Below are 14,447 nucleotides of genomic sequence, written 5' to 3' on the forward strand. Positions count from 1 at the left end.
CCCCCCCCCCCCCCCCCCCCCCCCCCCCCCACCGGTCTCGGGCCGCACGTAGGTGCGGCAACCAGTAGACAGGGCGGCGGGACCCCGCCGCACCTGGCCGGTTCACCCGCAAGGGACCCGGCACTGACAGCTATCCGTTCGGCAAGGCTCGCCTGGCGAGAACCAGCTCGACGACAGGAGTTCACTACATGATCCAGCAGGAGTCGCGACTTCGCGTCGCCGACAACACGGGTGCCAAGGAGATTCTCTGCATCCGTGTTCTCGGTGGTTCGGGCCGTCGCTACGCCGGAATCGGCGACGTCATCGTCGCAACCGTTAAGGACGCTATCCCCGGCGGCAACGTGAAGAAGGGCGACGTCGTGAAGGCGGTCGTCGTCCGCACCGCCAAGGAGCGCCGTCGTCCGGACGGTTCCTACATCAAGTTTGACGAGAACGCGGCCGTGATCCTCAAGAACGACGGCGAGCCCCGTGGCACGCGCATCTTCGGCCCCGTGGGCCGTGAGCTGCGTGACAAGCGGTTCATGAAGATCATCTCGCTGGCTCCGGAGGTGCTCTGAACATGGCGAAGATCAAGAAGGGCGACCTGGTGGTCGTCATCTCTGGCAAGGACCGCGCGAGCCAGGGTCGCGTGCTCGAGGTCCTCACGGACTCCGACCGTGTGATCGTCGAGGGCATCAACCGCGTGACGAAGCACACCAAGGTGGGCCAGTCCCAGCGCGGGACGCGTACCGGTGGCATCGAGGTCGTCGAGGCGCCGATCCACGTGAGCAACGTGATGGTCGTCGACCCGGAGACCAAGAAGGGCACCCGCGTCGGGTACCGCACCGAAGAGGTCGAGCGTGACGGCCGTACGCGCAAGGTTCGCGTGCGCGTCGCCAAGCGTTCCGGTAAGGACATCTGATGAGCACTGAACTGCAAGCCCCTGAGATCGCGCGTCTCAAGCAGCGCTACCGCGACGAGATCGTCGCCGGCCTCCTCGAGGAGTTCGGCCACGAGAACGTCAACCAGGTTGCACGACTGACGAAGATCGTCGTCAACATGGGTGTCGGCGACGCGGCCAAGGACTCGAAGCTCATCGAGGGTGCCATCCGCGACCTCTCGGCCATCACCGGCCAGAAGCCGCAGGTCACCAAGGCCCGGAAGTCCATCGCACAGTTCAAGCTGCGTGAGGGCATGCCGATCGGCGCGCACGTCACGCTGCGTGGCGACCGCATGTGGGAGTTCCTCGACCGCCTGCTGTCGATCGCTCTGCCCCGTATCCGCGACTTCCGCGGACTCTCGGCCAAGCAGTTCGACGGCCACGGCAACTACACCTTCGGTCTCACGGAGCAGTCGATGTTCCACGAGATCGACCAGGACAAGATCGATCGCGTCCGCGGTATGGACATCACGATCGTGACGACGGCGACGACCGATGACGAGGGCCGCTCCCTGCTGCGCCGTCTCGGCTTCCCCTTCAAGGAGAACTGACATGGCGAAGAAGGCCCTGGTCAACAAGGCAGCCGCAAAGCCTAAGTTCGCGGTCCGCGCCTACACTCGCTGCCAGAAGTGCGGTCGCCCGCACTCCGTGTACCGCAAGTTCGGCCTGTGCCGTATCTGCGTCCGCGAGATGGCACACCGTGGCGAGCTTCCCGGCGTCACCAAGAGCAGCTGGTAACAACTACGTCGCAGGTCTGGCACGGTTCCCCTCGGGGAACCGGCCAGATACCCCGGCGAGGAAGGGCTGAAGCCCAATGACGATGACCGACCCGATCGCAGACATGCTGACCCGTCTGCGTAACGCGAACTCGGCTTACCACGAGACGGTTCAGATGCCGTTCTCGAAGCTGAAGTCGCACATTGCTGAAATCCTGCAGGCCGAGGGCTACATCTCCGGCTGGACCGTCGAGGACGCCCCCGTGGGCAAGTACCTCACGATCCAGCTGAAGTTCGGCCCGAACCGTGAGCGCTCCCTTGCCGGTGTGCGCCGCGTGTCGAAGCCCGGTCTGCGTGTGTACGCGAAGTCGACCAACCTGCCCAAGGTTCTCGGTGGCCTCGGCGTGGCGATCCTGTCCACGTCCTCCGGCCTCCTGACCGACCGTCAGGCAGCCAAGAAGGGCGTGGGCGGAGAAGTCCTCGCCTACGTCTGGTAATCGGAAAGGAGAGATACGCCATGTCTCGTATCGGCAAGATCCCCGTTCCGGTTCCCGCCGGAGTGGATGTCACGATCAGCGGCGCGCTGGTGACGGTCAAGGGCCCGAAGGGTTCCTTGGAGCACACCATCCCCGCCCCCATCGAGGTCTCCCAGGACGCTGACACCCTCGTGGTGACGCGCCCCAACGACGAGCGTGCCTCGCGCGCTCTGCACGGCCTGACCCGGACCCTCCTCGCGAACCTGGTGACCGGTGTCACCCAGGGCTACGAGAAGAAGCTCGAGATCGTCGGTACCGGTTACCGCGTGACCGCGAAGGGCACTGACCTGGAGTTCGCTCTCGGTTTCAGCCACCCCGTCGTGATCTCCGCGCCGGCCGGCATCACCTTCGCCGTCGAGTCCCCGACCAAGTTCTCGGTCTCGGGCATCGACAAGCAGCAGGTCGGCGAGGTCGCTGCGAACATTCGCAAGATCCGCAAGCCCGAGCCGTACAAGGGCAAGGGTGTGCGGTACGCCGGCGAGGTCGTCCGCCGCAAGGTCGGAAAGGCTGGTAAGTAATGGCTCTCAAGGTTCTCGGCAAGGGCAAGGCAGTCTCGCGCAAGCGTCGCCACCTCCGCCTGCGCAAGAAGATCGCCGGCACGGCTGCTCGTCCCCGCCTCGTGGTGACGCGCTCCGCGCGCCACATCACGGCGCAGATCGTGGACGACAGCATCGGCCAGACCGTTGCTTCCGCTTCGACCATCGAGGGCGACCTGCGGTCGTTCGACGGTGACAAGAGCGCGAAGGCCCGCAAGGTCGGCGAGCTCGTCGCCGAGCGTGCCAAGGCCGCTGGTGTCGACTCGGTCGTCTTCGACCGCGGTGGCAACAAGTACCACGGCCGGGTGGCTGCAGTCGCCGACGGGGCCCGCGAAGGCGGTCTGTCCCTGTGATGATGGCCGAAACCACCACCGTGTACACGGTACGGAAGCAAAGGATTCTCTGATGGCTGCAGGGCAGCGCAGCAACACCGGCGCCCCTACGGGTGCCGCCAACGAGTCGACCGACCGCAACTCCGGAGGCCGCGGCGGCGATCGTCGCGACGGTCGCCGTGGTGACGGTCGCCGTGGTGACGCCGCCGAGAAGAACGCCTTCGTCGAGCGCGTCGTCACGATCAACCGCGTGTCCAAGGTCGTCAAGGGTGGCCGCCGCTTCAGCTTCACCGCGCTCGTCGTGGTGGGCGATGGCGACGGAACCGTCGGCGTCGGCTACGGCAAGGCGAAGGAAGTTCCCGCGGCGATCGCCAAGGGTGTCGAGGAGGCCAAGAAGAACTTCTTCAAGGTTCCCCGCATCCAGGGCACCATCCCTCACCCCATCCAGGGTGAGGCAGCCGCCGGCGTCGTCTTCCTGCGTCCGGCCGCTCCGGGTACCGGTGTCATCGCCGGTGGACCGGTGCGCGCCGTGCTGGAGTGCGCGGGCATCCACGACGTCCTGAGCAAGTCGCTCGGTTCGTCCAACGCGATCAACATCGTGCACGCGACGGTCGAGGCACTTCGCAACCTGGAGCAGCCTGAGGCTGTTGCAGCGCGTCGTGGCCTGCCGCTCGAGGCCGTGGCTCCGGCCGCGCTCCTGCGTGCACGTGCAGCTGGGGTAGGTGCGTGATGGCTCGACTCAAGGTGACCCAGACGAAGTCCGCCATCGGCGGCAAGCAGAATCAGCGCGACACGCTGCGCACTCTGGGCCTCAAGCGGATCGGCGACACCGCCGTGAAGGAGGACCGCCCGGAGATCCGCGGCATGGTCGCAACGGTGGCGCACCTCGTCGCCGTTGAGGAGGTCGAGTGATCATGGCTGAGAAGGCCAAGAAGGAGACCGCGGTCGAGGCTTCGACCGACGCTCCGAAGAAGAAGGCTCCTGCCAAGAAGGCTGCTGCGACCGAGGCCCCCAAGGCCGAGGCTCAGCAGACCGTCGGCGCTGGTGGCACCCTCAAGGTCCACCACCTCCGTCCCGCCCCCGGCGCCAAGAAGGCCAAGACCCGTGTGGGTCGTGGTGAGGCGTCGAAGGGTAAGACGGCCGGCCGTGGTACCAAGGGCCAGAAGGCTCGCTACCAGGTGCCGGAGCGCTTCGAGGGTGGTCAGATGCCGCTGCACATGCGTCTGCCCAAGCTTCGTGGCTTCAAGAACCCGTTCCGTACGGAGTACCAGGTCGTGAACCTGGACAAGCTCTCCGCGCTGTACCCCGAGGGTGGCTCCGTCACCGTCGAGGACCTGGTCGCCAAGGGAGCCGTCCGCAAGGGCGAGCTCGTCAAGGTGCTCGGCACGGGTGAGGTCACCGTCAAGCTCGAGGTCGCGGTCGACGCGTACTCGGCTTCCGCCAAGGACAAGATCCTTGCGGCCGGTGGCTCCGTCTCGGAGGACTGACACGTAGGACAGGGCCGATAGCGCGATGCGCTGTCGGCCCTGTCTGCGTCTAGGGGTGGAGCCGGTGCCGCCCCCTCGTGGGGGAACGTTAGAATCATCGCCGGTTGTCTCAAATTGCCGTCCATCGCGGCGCAGCGGCTAGGGTGCCCATGGCGTCCCGTGCCTGGTGCGTCACATCTCGCCGATCAACCGGCGACACGACATCCCGCCTCGGCGGGCCAGGAGGATAGGTGCTCAGCGCATTCGCCCGGGCTTTCCGGACACCTGACCTGCGGCGCAAGCTGCTGTTCACGATCGCGATCATGGCGATCTTCCGTGTGGGCTCGTTCATCCCGACCCCTGGTGTGGACTACGGCAACGTCCAGCAGTGCATCGCCACGCAGGGCCAGAACGACCTCCTTGGCATGGTGAACCTGTTCAGCGGTGGCGCCCTGCTCCAGCTCTCGATCTTCGCGCTCGGCATCATGCCGTACATCACCGCGAGCATCATCGTCCAGCTCCTCCGGGTGGTCATCCCTCACTTCGAGGCGCTCCACAAGGAGGGCCAGTCCGGTACCGCGAAGCTCACGCAGTACACGCGCTACCTGACGATCGCCCTCGCGATCCTGCAGTCCACGACGGTCATCACGACCGCGCGCAGCGGGCTCCTGTTCCAGGGCTGCCCCGTCCCCGTGATCCCGGACGACAGCTTCATGACCTCGGCGATCATGGTCATCACCATGACCGCCGGCACGGGCCTCATCATGTGGCTCGGTGAGCTGATCTCCGAGCGCGGCGTCGGCAACGGCATGTCGCTGCTCATCTTCACGTCGATCGCGGCGAGCTTCCCCGGTGCGCTGTGGTCCATCGCGGGCGGCTCGAACGGTGCCCTCAACTTCACGATCATGATCGCGGTCATCGTCCTGGTCATCGGCCTGGTCGTCTTCGTCGAGCAGTCGCAGCGCCGTGTGCCCGTCCAGTACGCGAAGCGCATGGTCGGCCGCAAGATGTACGGCGGCTCGAGCACCTACATCCCGATCAAGATCAACATGTCGGGCGTCATCCCCGTCATCTTCGCGTCGTCGCTGCTCGCCGTGCCGGGGCTCATCGCCCAGTTCGGCGACACGACGGCCGGGTGGGTCCAGTGGGTCACGAAGTATCTCGCGGACCCGGCCTCACCGGTCCACATCTCGATCTACGTGGTCCTCATCGTCTTCTTCTGCTTCTTCTACACGGCGATCACGTTCAACCCGGACGAGGTCGCGGACAACATGAAGAAGTACGGCGGCTTCATCCCGGGCATCCGGGCCGGCCGCCCGACGGCCGAGTACCTCGACTACGTCATCACCCGCATCACGTCGGCGGGTGCCATCTACCTCGCGCTCGTTGCGCTCATCCCGACGCTCGTCCTGGTCCTGCTGGGGGTGAGCACCAACATCCCGTTCGGTGGTAGCTCCATCCTCATCGTGGTGGGCGTCGGTCTCGAGACGGTCAAGCAGATCGACTCGCAGCTGCAGCAGCGTCACTACGAAGGGTTCCTCCGTTGACCTCAGAGTTGACCGCCGACGCTCAGCGTCCCGGCACACGCTCCGCTCGCCTGATCATCATGGGCCCCCAGGGGGCCGGCAAGGGCACCCAGGCGGCTCGCCTGGCGGAGCACTACGGCGTCCCGGCGATCTCCACGGGTGACATCTTCCGTGCGAACATCAAGGGCGGCACCGAGCTGGGCAAGCTGGTGCAGGAGTACACGGCCAAGGGCGACCTCGTGCCCGACTCGGTGACGAACGACATGGTCCGTGACCGCCTCGCGCAGGACGACGTCGCGCGCGGCTTCATCCTCGACGGCTACCCGCGCAACGCGGCCCAGGTCGTGGAGCTCGACGGGATCCTCGCTGACCTCGGGGTCGAGCTGGACGCCGTGCTCGAGCTCACCGCGGACCGGGACGAGCTCCTGGCCCGTCTGCGCAAGCGTGCGGAGATCGAGGGGCGTGAGGACGACACCGAGGAGGCGATCGCCCGTCGTCTCGACATCTACGCCGAGCAGACCGCTCCGCTGACGTCCGCGTACGCGGAGCGGGGCCTCCTGGCCCAGGTCGACGGCATCGGTGAGATCGACGACGTGACCGCGCGTCTCGTCGAGGCCCTCGCGCCTCTCGTCGGCTGATCCCGGGACGGTAGGGCGAGAGAAGTGTTCGGTCGCGAGAAGATCGAGTACAAGACGGTCGACCAGGTGCGCACCATGCGCCGGGCGGGACTGGTGGTCGCTGACGCGCTCGCCACGGTCCGTTCGGCGGTGCGCCCCGGCATGACGACCGCGGACCTGGACGCGCTCGCGGCGGCCGTGATCGGCGATGCCGGTGCGACGCCGTCGTTCCTGGGGTACCACGGGTACCCGGCGACGTTGTGCGTGTCCGTGAACGACGAGGTCGTGCACGGCATCCCGGGGACGCGCGAGCTGCTCCCGGGCGACGTCGTGTCGGTCGACTGCGGTGCGATCGTCGACGGGTGGCACGGGGACTCCGCGTTCTCGTTCGTCCTCCCCGAGGCGGACCCGGCCGACGTCGCGCTCGTCGAGGCGACCGAGCGGGCGCTCTGGGCCGGTATCGCGGCGCTGGCGACCGGCGAGCGCCTGGGTGACGTCGGCAACGCGGTGGAGGACTCGATCGAGGAGTCCTCGGCGGCGGACGGCATCCGCTACGGGATCATCGAGGAGTACGTGGGGCACGGCATCGGTACCTCGATGCACCAGCCCCCGGACGTCCTGAACTATCGGACGCGGGAGCGGGGACCGCGGCTCAAGCCGGGCATGTGCCTCGCGATCGAGCCCATGGTGACCCGGGGCGAGCGCTTCACGCAGGTGCTCGAGGACGACTGGACCGTCGTGACCGACGACGGCGCCCGTGCTGCTCACTGGGAGCACAGCGTCGCCATCCTCGAGGACGGGATCTGGGTGCTGACGGCCCCTGACGGCGGCGCGGCGAAGCTCGCCGAGCTCGGCGTGACCGTCGCCCCGCTGGACTGACCGTGCTCACGACGACGGCCCGTCACCGACCTTCACCGGCGGGGCGGGCCGTCGTCGTGCCGGCACGGGCCGGGGGCCGTGGGCCGGACCGCGCCCACCCGACCCCCACGACGGACCCGCACGGGCCGCGTGGCCCAGCGCACAGGGGGTCCGGTTCCCTCTGACGGATCGATGCCGTAGGATAGTCCGCTGGGTGTAGTCCGCGTTCCCTGTTCGGGTCCAACCGACCGGGCAGCAGGGCGGAATGCACACGACGTCCACTCACCGGTCCTCGTAGAGCGCGGGTGCGTGGGAAGCAGTTCGGACGAGAGTTAGCGGAGGATATGGCAAAGAAGGACGGTGTCATCGAGATCGAGGGCAGCGTGGTCGAGGCCCTGCCGAACGCGATGTTCCGCGTGGAGCTGGCCAACGGGCACAAGGTTCTGGCTCACATCTCGGGCAAGATGCGACAGCACTACATCCGGATCCTCCCCGAGGACCGAGTGGTGGTGGAGCTGAGCCCGTACGACCTGTCCCGTGGCCGGATCGTCTACCGCTACAAGTAGTCGTCAAGAATCCACCACTCGAAACAACTGCTGCCGCAGGCCTGGGTTCGCCCGCGCGTGCGTGCGGCGGCGGAGGAACAGACTGATGAAGGTCAAGCCCAGCGTCAAGAAGATCTGCGACAAGTGCAAGGTGATCCGCCGGCACGGTCGCGTCATGGTGATCTGCGAGAACCTGCGTCACAAGCAGCGCCAGGGCTGAGTCCCCGGCGCTCCGGCGCACGGTGATGCAGGTCCGCGAGAGCGGACCGATCGCCAGGCACCCTCGGGTGCCAACCAGCGCACCACCACGAACCTCACGGTCGGGCCGCACAGGCCCACTGAGGGGAACCCCCGGCTCGGAGGCCGGGGCCCGCAGCTCCGCGGGAAGATGGTGCGGTAGACCTCCGAACGAAGTAACAGGAGCCGGAAGGCACATGGCACGTCTTGTCGGCGTCGACCTCCCCCGCGAGAAGCGGCTCGAGATCGCGCTCACCTACATCTACGGCGTCGGCCGTACCCGCGCCCAGCAGACGCTGGCCGCCACCGGGATCTCCCCGGACGTTCGCGTGAAGGACCTCGGTGACACCGAGCTCGTCGCGCTGCGTGACTACCTCGAGGGCAACTACAAGCTCGAGGGTGACCTCCGCCGTGAGGTGGCTGCTGACATTCGCCGCAAGGTCGAGATCGGCTGCTACGAGGGCCTGCGTCACCGCCGCGGCCTGCCCGTCCGCGGGCAGCGCACCAAGACCAACGCGCGTACCCGCAAGGGACCCAAGCGCACCGTGGCCGGCAAGAAGAAGGCCCGCTAAGCAGTAGTCCGTGGGACGCGTGCAGCCTGCCTGAGCCTCGTGCTCACCCGCGCAGCGCACGCCGACCCGGTCCGAACACCTCAGACCAGGAGAAGATCCAGAAATGCCTCCCAAGACTCGCGCCACCGCGGCCCGCAAGCCGCGCCGCAAGGACAAGAAGAACGTCCCCCACGGCCAGGCGCACATCAAGAGCACGTTCAACAACACGATCGTGTCCATCACGGACCCGACCGGTGCCGTCATCGCCTGGGCCTCGGCCGGGCACGTCGGCTTCAAGGGCTCGCGCAAGTCGACGCCGTTCGCCGCGCAGCTCGCTGCTGAGTCCGCGGCCCGCCGCGCCCAGGAGCACGGCGTCAAGAAGGTCGACGTCTTCGTCAAGGGCCCCGGCTCCGGCCGTGAGACCGCGATCCGTTCGCTGACCGCGACCGGCCTCGAGGTCGGCTCGATCCAGGACGTCACGCCCCAGGCTCACAACGGCTGCCGCCCCCCGAAGCGTCGCCGCGTCTGATCCTCTGCTCCGCTCGTCGTCGCGCCGCGCCCCGGCCGGCCCGGGGGGGCGCCGCCGGGCGCCGCCCCCCGGGCGGGGGGACAGAGTCCCGTCCAGGAGCACGCGTTGCCCGTGATGCGTCATATAGCGGACGCACACCGAAAGGAACACACCAGTGCTGATCGCACAGCGCCCCACCCTGACCGAAGAGGTCATCTCGGAGAACCGTTCGCGCTTCTCCATCGAGCCGCTCGAGCCTGGCTTCGGCTACACCCTCGGCAACTCGCTTCGTCGCACCCTGCTCTCGTCCATCCCGGGCGCTGCAGTGACCTCGATCCGCATCGATGGTGTCCTCCACGAGTTCACCACCGTCGCCGGTGTCAAGGAAGACGTCACCGAGATCATCCTCAACATCAAGAACCTCGTGGTCTCCTCGGAGAACGACGAGCCGGTCGTGATGTACCTGCGCAAGCAGGGTGCTGGCGCGGTCACTGCCGCGGACATCGTGCCGCCGGCGGGCGTGGAGGTCCACAACCCGGACCTGCACATCGCCACCCTCAACGACAAGGGCAAGCTCGAGATCGAGCTGACGGTCGAGCGTGGACGTGGCTACGTCTCCGCCAACCAGAACAAGTCCTTCGACGCCGAGATCGGCCGTGTTCCTGTCGACTCGATCTACTCGCCGGTCCTCAAGGTCACGTACAAGGTCGAGGCGACCCGTGTCGAGCAGCGCACCGACTTCGACAAGCTGATCGTCGACGTCGAGACGAAGCAGGCGATCTCGCCGCGCGACGCGCTGGCCTCGGCCGGCAAGACGCTCGTCGAGCTCTTCGGGCTCGCCCGTGAGCTGAACGTCGAGGCCGAGGGCATCGAGATCGGCCCGTCCCCGACGGACGCCGCTCTGGCTGCGGACCTTGCGCTCCCGATCGAGGAGCTCAACCTCACGATCCGCTCGTACAACTGCCTCAAGCGCGAGGGCATCCACCAGGTCGGCGAGCTCGTCGCTCGTAGCGAGGCAGACCTGCTGGACATCCGGAACTTCGGCGCGAAGTCCATCAACGAGGTCAAGGAGAAGCTCGCCGAGCTCGGCCTGAACCTCAAGGACTCGCCGCTGGACTTCGACCCATCGACGGCCGACTACTACGAGGCCGACGAGGACGAGGCGACGTTCTCCGACGGGCAGCAGCAGTACTGACCTTCCGTGCGAGCGGCTCGGCCGCACGCACGATCCACTTCTAAGGAGCAAGATCAATGCCTACCCCCACCAAGGGTCCGCGGCTCGGCGGTGGCCCGGCTCACGAGCGCCTCATCCTCGCGAACCTGTCCACGGCGCTCTTCGAGCACGGCCGCATCACGACGACCGAGACCAAGGCGAAGCGTCTTCGTCCGCTGGCCGAGCGTCTCATCACGTTCGCGAAGCGCGGTGACCTCTCGGCCCGTCGTCGCGTCATGACCGTGGTCCGCGACAAGTCCGTCGTGCACACGCTCTTCACCGAGATCGCCCCGCAGATGGCGGAGCGCAACGGTGGCTACACCCGCATCACGAAGGTCGGCAACCGCAAGGGCGACAACGCCCCCATGGCCGTCATCGAGCTCGTGACCGAGCCCGTCAGCCCCAAGCAGGCTGTCGTGCGCGAGGCCGAGAAGGCTGCGAAGAAGTCCAGCAAGCCCAAGGCTGCCAAGGTCGAGGAGGCTCCCGTCGAGGACGCCGTGATCGAGGACGCACCCGTCGTCGAGGACGCTCCCGTCGTGGAGGACGCCCCCGTCGAGGACGCGAAGGACTCGAAGGAGAAGTGATCCTCTCCCGGCTCTGCCGGGAAGGTCTCTCCTGAAGGGCCCGGCACCATCTGGTGCCGGGCCCTTCGTCGTGCCCGACGGCGGAGCGCCCGTGGGGCGTGCGCGGCCCTCGCGCGGTGCGTCCGCCGGGACGCAGGCGTCTGGGGGGGGCGGAGGGGTCGCCGCGCGGCGGGGCGGCCCGGCAGGGGTGGGCCGTGCGGCGGCGGGGGGGGGCCCGGGGGGGGGGGGGCGGGGCGCGGGGGGGCGGGCCCGACGCCGCGCGCCGTCGGGTCGGGGGGCCGAACCGGCGGGCGTCCGGTGCGGCCCGTGCCGCGGGGCGGGCGTGCCGCCCCTAGATTGGTCCGTATGGGTCTGCCGGTGCTGTTCGTCCACGGTTCGCGCACGTCCCGCACGATGTGGCGGGCGCAGCTCGAGGCCATGGAGCGCGCGGGCATCGAGGCCGTCGCGGTCGACCTGCCGGGGCACGGTGTCCGGACGGGCGAGGCGTTCACGCTCGACGGTGCCGTGGCGAGCGTCGTCGGAGCGGTGGACGACCTGGGAGGTCGGGCGCTCGTCGTCGGGCTCTCGCTGGGCGGGTACGTGGGGATCGAGCACCGCGCGCGCTTCCCCGAGCAGGTCGCGGGGCTCGTCGCGGCGAGCTGCTGCACGGTCCCGGCGTCGAGGCTGCGTGGCGCGTGGCGCGTCGCCGCCGACCGCATCGAGAGGCTGCCGGACAACGGTGCTGCGCTCAACCAGGCCCTCGTCAACCGCACCCTGCCCGCCGCGGGCATCGAGGACATCGGTGCGGGCGGGTTCGCGCTCACGACCATGACGGCGATCCTCGACGAGGTGGGTCAGACGGAGCCGTTGGCGGCACTGGGGAGGACCGACTCGCCCGTGTGGTTCGTCAACGGGCGGTGGGACCACTTCCGGTTCGGTGAGCGCGCGTACCTCGCCGCCGCGCGCGCGGGTGGGGCGCGGGCCGAGCTCGTCGTGATCCCGGGCGCCAAGCACCTCGTGAGCCTCGACCGTCCCGTCGCGTTCAACCGGGCGGTCCTCGCGGCGCACGCCGACCTCACCGGCGCGGACGACCGTCCGACCCAGGTCAGGTGAGGGGCAGGTCCCAGGCCCTGGCCCCGCCGACCAGGGCCGCGGAGTTGGGGACGATCACGACGTCGTCGCCGAGCCGCTCGAGCGCGGACGGCGTGATCTGGCGCGAGTTGCCGCCGCCGAGGTAGAGCCGGTCCCACCAGAACACGGGGCGCAGCCCGTCGACGAGCGCGACGACGCGGCGCGACCACAGGCCGTTGCCGAGCCGGCGGCGCTCGACCTCTCCGATGTACTCGTCGTAGGTGGTCCCGCGCCGCACGGGGGCGTGCGACCACTCGAGGTGAGGGGCGAGGCGTCCGCCGTGGAACAGGGCGGAGCCGAGCCCTGTCCCGAGCGTGAGGACGAGCTCGAGGCCCGACGCGGCGATGACCCCCGCCCCGTGGACCTCGGCGTCGTTGAGCACGAGGGCCGGCACGCCCAGCCGCTCGCGGACGGCCGCCTGGACGTCGAAGCTGGCCCACTGCTCGGCGAGCTCCGGGTCGATCCTGCTGCGCGGGCCCGAGCGGGTGATGTAGTGCGGGGTGTGCACGACGACGCCACGGCGGATCATGCCGGGCATGCCGACCGTGACGCGCGCGGCCGGGGGCAGACGCTCGGCGATCTGCGCGATCACGTCGACCAGGAGCGAGGGCGGCAGCGGGTAGGGCGTGGGGACCCGGACGGCGGTCGCGTGCGCGGTCCCGGCGGCGTCCAGCACGTTGGCCTTGATGCCGCCCCCGCCGCAGTCCACCGCGAGGGTGCGCAGGTCGGGGGAGCCGGGGTCGTCGGGGCGTTCGGGCATGTCAGCACAGTATCGGCGCTAGCGTAGGTGCACGTGACGAACGAGCAGCCGGTCCGTGTCCGCCTGGACCTCGCCTACCAGGGGACGGCCTTCGCCGGCTGGGCCACCCAGCCCGGCCTGCGGACCGTCCAGGGAGTCCTCGAGGAGGGCCTGGGGCAGGTCCTGCGAGGTGACCCGCCGCGTCTGACGGTCGCCGGGCGGACCGACTCCGGGGTCCACGCGCGGGGGCAGGTGGCCCACGTGGACCTGCCGAGGCCCGCGTGGGACGCGATGCCGGGCAGGTCGGACCGGCAGCCCGGGGACGCGCTCGTCGCGCGCCTCACGGGGGTGCTGCCCGGTGACGTCGTGGTGCACCGCGCGACGCTCGCCCCCGAGGGGTTCGACGCGCGCTTCTCGGCGGTGTACCGCAGCTACACGTTCCGCATCGTCGACGACCCTGCCCTGCGGGACCCCCTGCGGCGCGAGTGGGTCCTGTGGAACCGCAAGCGGCTCGACGCCGACGCGATGCACGCGGCCCTCCAGCCGCTGCTCGGGGTCCGGGACTTCGCGGCGTTCTGCAAGCCGCGTCCCGGCGCGACGACGATCCGCGAGCTGCAGCACCTGTCGTGGGAGCGGGCGACCGAGGGCCCGGACGAGGGGCTCGTCGTCGCGCACGTGCGTGCCGACGCGTTCTGCCACAACATGGTCCGCGCCCTGGTCGGAGCGTCGGTCGCCGTGGGGGAGGGGCGCCGCCCCGTCTCGTGGCCCGCGGAGGTCCTGGCGGCCCGGCGCCGGGACGCGGGCGCGGGCGTCGTGCCGCCGCACGGCCTGGTCCTCGAGGCCGTCAGCTACCCGCCCGACGACGAGCTCGCGGCCCGTGCCGAGCGCGTCCGCGCGGTCCGCATGGACGAGGACGTGTGGGACGCGGGTCCTTCCGGGACGGTCGCCACCCCCACGCCCTAGGTGTACCCGGCCAGGAGGTGGCACCTGTGCGCTACGGCTCCTCGACGATGTGGACCGCGGCCTCCTCGGCGCTCGCCGCTGCCCCGTCGATCCCCGCGTCGTCGGCGTACGTGTCGTTGACGCGCCCGTCGAGCGCGTCGGAGTCGGCCACGAGCCGGCCCGAGCGCGTGGTGTCGGGGCGGTCGAGCGGGTCGCCCTCCCAGGTCTCGGGCTCCTCGTCGGCGAGGCGCTGGTCGAGCGACTCGCCGTCCTCCTCGAGCCGTTCGGGGTGGGCGTAGGTCAGCGGCGCGCGCTCGGGCGGGGCGTACCCCTCGTCGAGGACGTCGTCGACCCCGCGGTCTACCAGCGTGTCGTCCTGCTGGAGCTGGTCGGAGTCGCCCTCGGTGCCGAGGGCGGGGTCTGTCCGGGTTGCCGGTGTGTCGTCGCTCATGTCTCCACACTGGCACCGGCGCGCGGATCTCGCAGCCCACCGGGCACACCTCACACCCCGG

General features: G+C 69.2%; 23 protein-coding genes. 21 read left to right on the top strand and 2 right to left on the bottom strand.

Annotated features, from left to right (window positions below; all coding sequences use genetic code 11):
- Nucleotides 1–188: 188 nt before the first annotated feature.
- From rplN to H9623_RS03520, 20 genes are all read left to right on the top strand, one after another.
- Nucleotides 189–557: a 50S ribosomal protein L14 gene (gene rplN, locus H9623_RS03425; protein WP_021480431.1), complete on the top strand. Its 369-nt coding sequence runs from the start codon at nucleotides 189–191 to the stop codon at nucleotides 555–557.
- 2 nt (nucleotides 558–559) lie between these two features.
- The gene (rplX, locus tag H9623_RS03430; RefSeq protein ID WP_030151930.1) at nucleotides 560–901 is read left to right on the top strand and encodes a 50S ribosomal protein L24; all 342 of its coding nucleotides are present in this window, start codon (nucleotides 560–562) and stop codon (nucleotides 899–901) included.
- Nucleotides 901–1,470 carry a 50S ribosomal protein L5 gene (gene rplE / locus H9623_RS03435; RefSeq protein WP_030151929.1) on the top strand — a complete coding sequence of 190 codons (570 nt, stop codon included), beginning with the start codon at nucleotides 901–903 and terminating at the stop codon, nucleotides 1,468–1,470. The genes rplX and rplE overlap by 1 nt, the downstream gene beginning before the upstream one ends.
- Nucleotide 1,471: 1 nt before the next feature.
- Nucleotides 1,472–1,657 carry a type Z 30S ribosomal protein S14 gene (locus H9623_RS03440; protein ID WP_012867931.1) on the top strand — a complete coding sequence of 62 codons (186 nt, stop codon included), beginning with the start codon at nucleotides 1,472–1,474 and terminating at the stop codon, nucleotides 1,655–1,657.
- A 76-nt stretch (nucleotides 1,658–1,733) separates the two neighbouring features.
- Nucleotides 1,734–2,132, top strand: a complete 399-nt coding sequence (rpsH, locus tag H9623_RS03445; RefSeq protein ID WP_030151928.1) for a 30S ribosomal protein S8 — start codon at nucleotides 1,734–1,736, stop codon at nucleotides 2,130–2,132.
- A gap of 20 nt (nucleotides 2,133–2,152) precedes the next feature.
- Nucleotides 2,153–2,689: a 50S ribosomal protein L6 gene (gene rplF / locus H9623_RS03450; RefSeq protein ID WP_030151927.1), complete on the top strand. Its 537-nt coding sequence runs from the start codon at nucleotides 2,153–2,155 to the stop codon at nucleotides 2,687–2,689.
- Nucleotides 2,689–3,060: a 50S ribosomal protein L18 gene (gene rplR, locus H9623_RS03455; protein ID WP_193718680.1), complete on the top strand. Its 372-nt coding sequence runs from the start codon at nucleotides 2,689–2,691 to the stop codon at nucleotides 3,058–3,060. Before rplF ends, rplR begins: the two co-directional genes overlap by 1 nt.
- 52 nt (nucleotides 3,061–3,112) lie before the next feature.
- Complete coding sequence (gene rpsE / locus H9623_RS03460; protein ID WP_191791525.1) at nucleotides 3,113–3,769, top strand: 30S ribosomal protein S5; 657 nt, start codon at nucleotides 3,113–3,115, stop codon at nucleotides 3,767–3,769.
- On the top strand, nucleotides 3,769–3,951 hold the full coding sequence (gene rpmD / locus H9623_RS03465; protein WP_030151924.1) for a 50S ribosomal protein L30: 183 nt from the start codon (nucleotides 3,769–3,771) through the stop codon (nucleotides 3,949–3,951). Before rpsE ends, rpmD begins: the two co-directional genes overlap by 1 nt.
- A gap of 2 nt (nucleotides 3,952–3,953) precedes the next feature.
- Nucleotides 3,954–4,526, top strand: coding sequence for a 50S ribosomal protein L15 (rplO, locus tag H9623_RS03470; protein WP_193718681.1), 573 nt, complete (start codon nucleotides 3,954–3,956; stop codon nucleotides 4,524–4,526).
- Between the two features lie 230 nt (nucleotides 4,527–4,756).
- On the top strand, nucleotides 4,757–6,052 hold the full coding sequence (secY, locus tag H9623_RS03475; protein WP_193718682.1) for a preprotein translocase subunit SecY: 1,296 nt from the start codon (nucleotides 4,757–4,759) through the stop codon (nucleotides 6,050–6,052).
- Nucleotides 6,049–6,669: an adenylate kinase gene (locus H9623_RS03480; protein WP_265332914.1), complete on the top strand. Its 621-nt coding sequence runs from the start codon at nucleotides 6,049–6,051 to the stop codon at nucleotides 6,667–6,669. Before secY ends, H9623_RS03480 begins: the two co-directional genes overlap by 4 nt.
- A 24-nt stretch (nucleotides 6,670–6,693) precedes the next feature.
- Entirely contained in the window at nucleotides 6,694–7,527 is an 834-nt protein-coding gene (gene map / locus H9623_RS03485; protein ID WP_193718683.1) for a type I methionyl aminopeptidase, read from the top strand.
- 323 nt (nucleotides 7,528–7,850) lie between these two features.
- On the top strand, nucleotides 7,851–8,072 hold the full coding sequence (infA, locus tag H9623_RS03490) for a translation initiation factor IF-1 (RefSeq protein ID WP_012867920.1): 222 nt from the start codon (nucleotides 7,851–7,853) through the stop codon (nucleotides 8,070–8,072).
- A gap of 85 nt (nucleotides 8,073–8,157) precedes the next feature.
- Nucleotides 8,158–8,271 (top strand): 50S ribosomal protein L36, encoded by a 114-nt coding sequence (gene rpmJ / locus H9623_RS03495; protein ID WP_009740505.1) that lies wholly within the window; start codon nucleotides 8,158–8,160, stop codon nucleotides 8,269–8,271.
- Nucleotides 8,272–8,485: 214 nt separating this feature from the next.
- Nucleotides 8,486–8,860, top strand: coding sequence for a 30S ribosomal protein S13 (gene rpsM / locus H9623_RS03500; protein ID WP_030151919.1), 375 nt, complete (start codon nucleotides 8,486–8,488; stop codon nucleotides 8,858–8,860).
- A gap of 103 nt (nucleotides 8,861–8,963) precedes the next feature.
- Nucleotides 8,964–9,368: a 30S ribosomal protein S11 gene (rpsK, locus tag H9623_RS03505; RefSeq protein WP_030151918.1), complete on the top strand. Its 405-nt coding sequence runs from the start codon at nucleotides 8,964–8,966 to the stop codon at nucleotides 9,366–9,368.
- Between the two features lie 154 nt (nucleotides 9,369–9,522).
- Nucleotides 9,523–10,542: a DNA-directed RNA polymerase subunit alpha gene (locus tag H9623_RS03510; RefSeq protein WP_193718684.1), complete on the top strand. Its 1,020-nt coding sequence runs from the start codon at nucleotides 9,523–9,525 to the stop codon at nucleotides 10,540–10,542.
- 56 nt (nucleotides 10,543–10,598) lie between these two features.
- Nucleotides 10,599–11,144 carry a 50S ribosomal protein L17 gene (rplQ, locus tag H9623_RS03515; RefSeq protein WP_193718685.1) on the top strand — a complete coding sequence of 182 codons (546 nt, stop codon included), beginning with the start codon at nucleotides 10,599–10,601 and terminating at the stop codon, nucleotides 11,142–11,144.
- 345 nt (nucleotides 11,145–11,489) lie between these two features.
- Nucleotides 11,490–12,236 carry an alpha/beta fold hydrolase gene (locus H9623_RS03520; protein ID WP_193718686.1) on the top strand — a complete coding sequence of 249 codons (747 nt, stop codon included), beginning with the start codon at nucleotides 11,490–11,492 and terminating at the stop codon, nucleotides 12,234–12,236.
- Here the strand turns inward: H9623_RS03520 and H9623_RS03525 are convergent.
- Nucleotides 12,229–13,014 carry an ROK family protein gene (locus H9623_RS03525; RefSeq protein ID WP_193718687.1) on the bottom strand — a complete coding sequence of 262 codons (786 nt, stop codon included), beginning with the start codon at nucleotides 13,012–13,014 and terminating at the stop codon, nucleotides 12,229–12,231. The two genes, H9623_RS03520 and H9623_RS03525, sit on opposite strands and share 8 nt — an antisense overlap.
- A gap of 33 nt (nucleotides 13,015–13,047) precedes the next feature.
- Here H9623_RS03525 and truA point away from each other — a divergent pair, with 33 nt between their 5' ends.
- Nucleotides 13,048–13,956: a tRNA pseudouridine(38-40) synthase TruA gene (gene truA / locus H9623_RS03530; RefSeq protein WP_193718688.1), complete on the top strand. Its 909-nt coding sequence runs from the start codon at nucleotides 13,048–13,050 to the stop codon at nucleotides 13,954–13,956.
- A 31-nt stretch (nucleotides 13,957–13,987) separates the two neighbouring features.
- On the opposite strand, the gene H9623_RS03535 is transcribed toward truA, so the two are convergent.
- Nucleotides 13,988–14,386 carry a DUF5709 domain-containing protein gene (locus tag H9623_RS03535; RefSeq protein ID WP_193718689.1) on the bottom strand — a complete coding sequence of 133 codons (399 nt, stop codon included), beginning with the start codon at nucleotides 14,384–14,386 and terminating at the stop codon, nucleotides 13,988–13,990.
- Nucleotides 14,387–14,447 lie beyond the last annotated feature (61 nt).

Source organism: Oerskovia douganii, from assembly GCF_015142735.1.
In the GTDB taxonomy this organism is placed as follows: Bacteria; Actinomycetota; Actinomycetes; order Actinomycetales; family Cellulomonadaceae; genus Oerskovia; species Oerskovia douganii.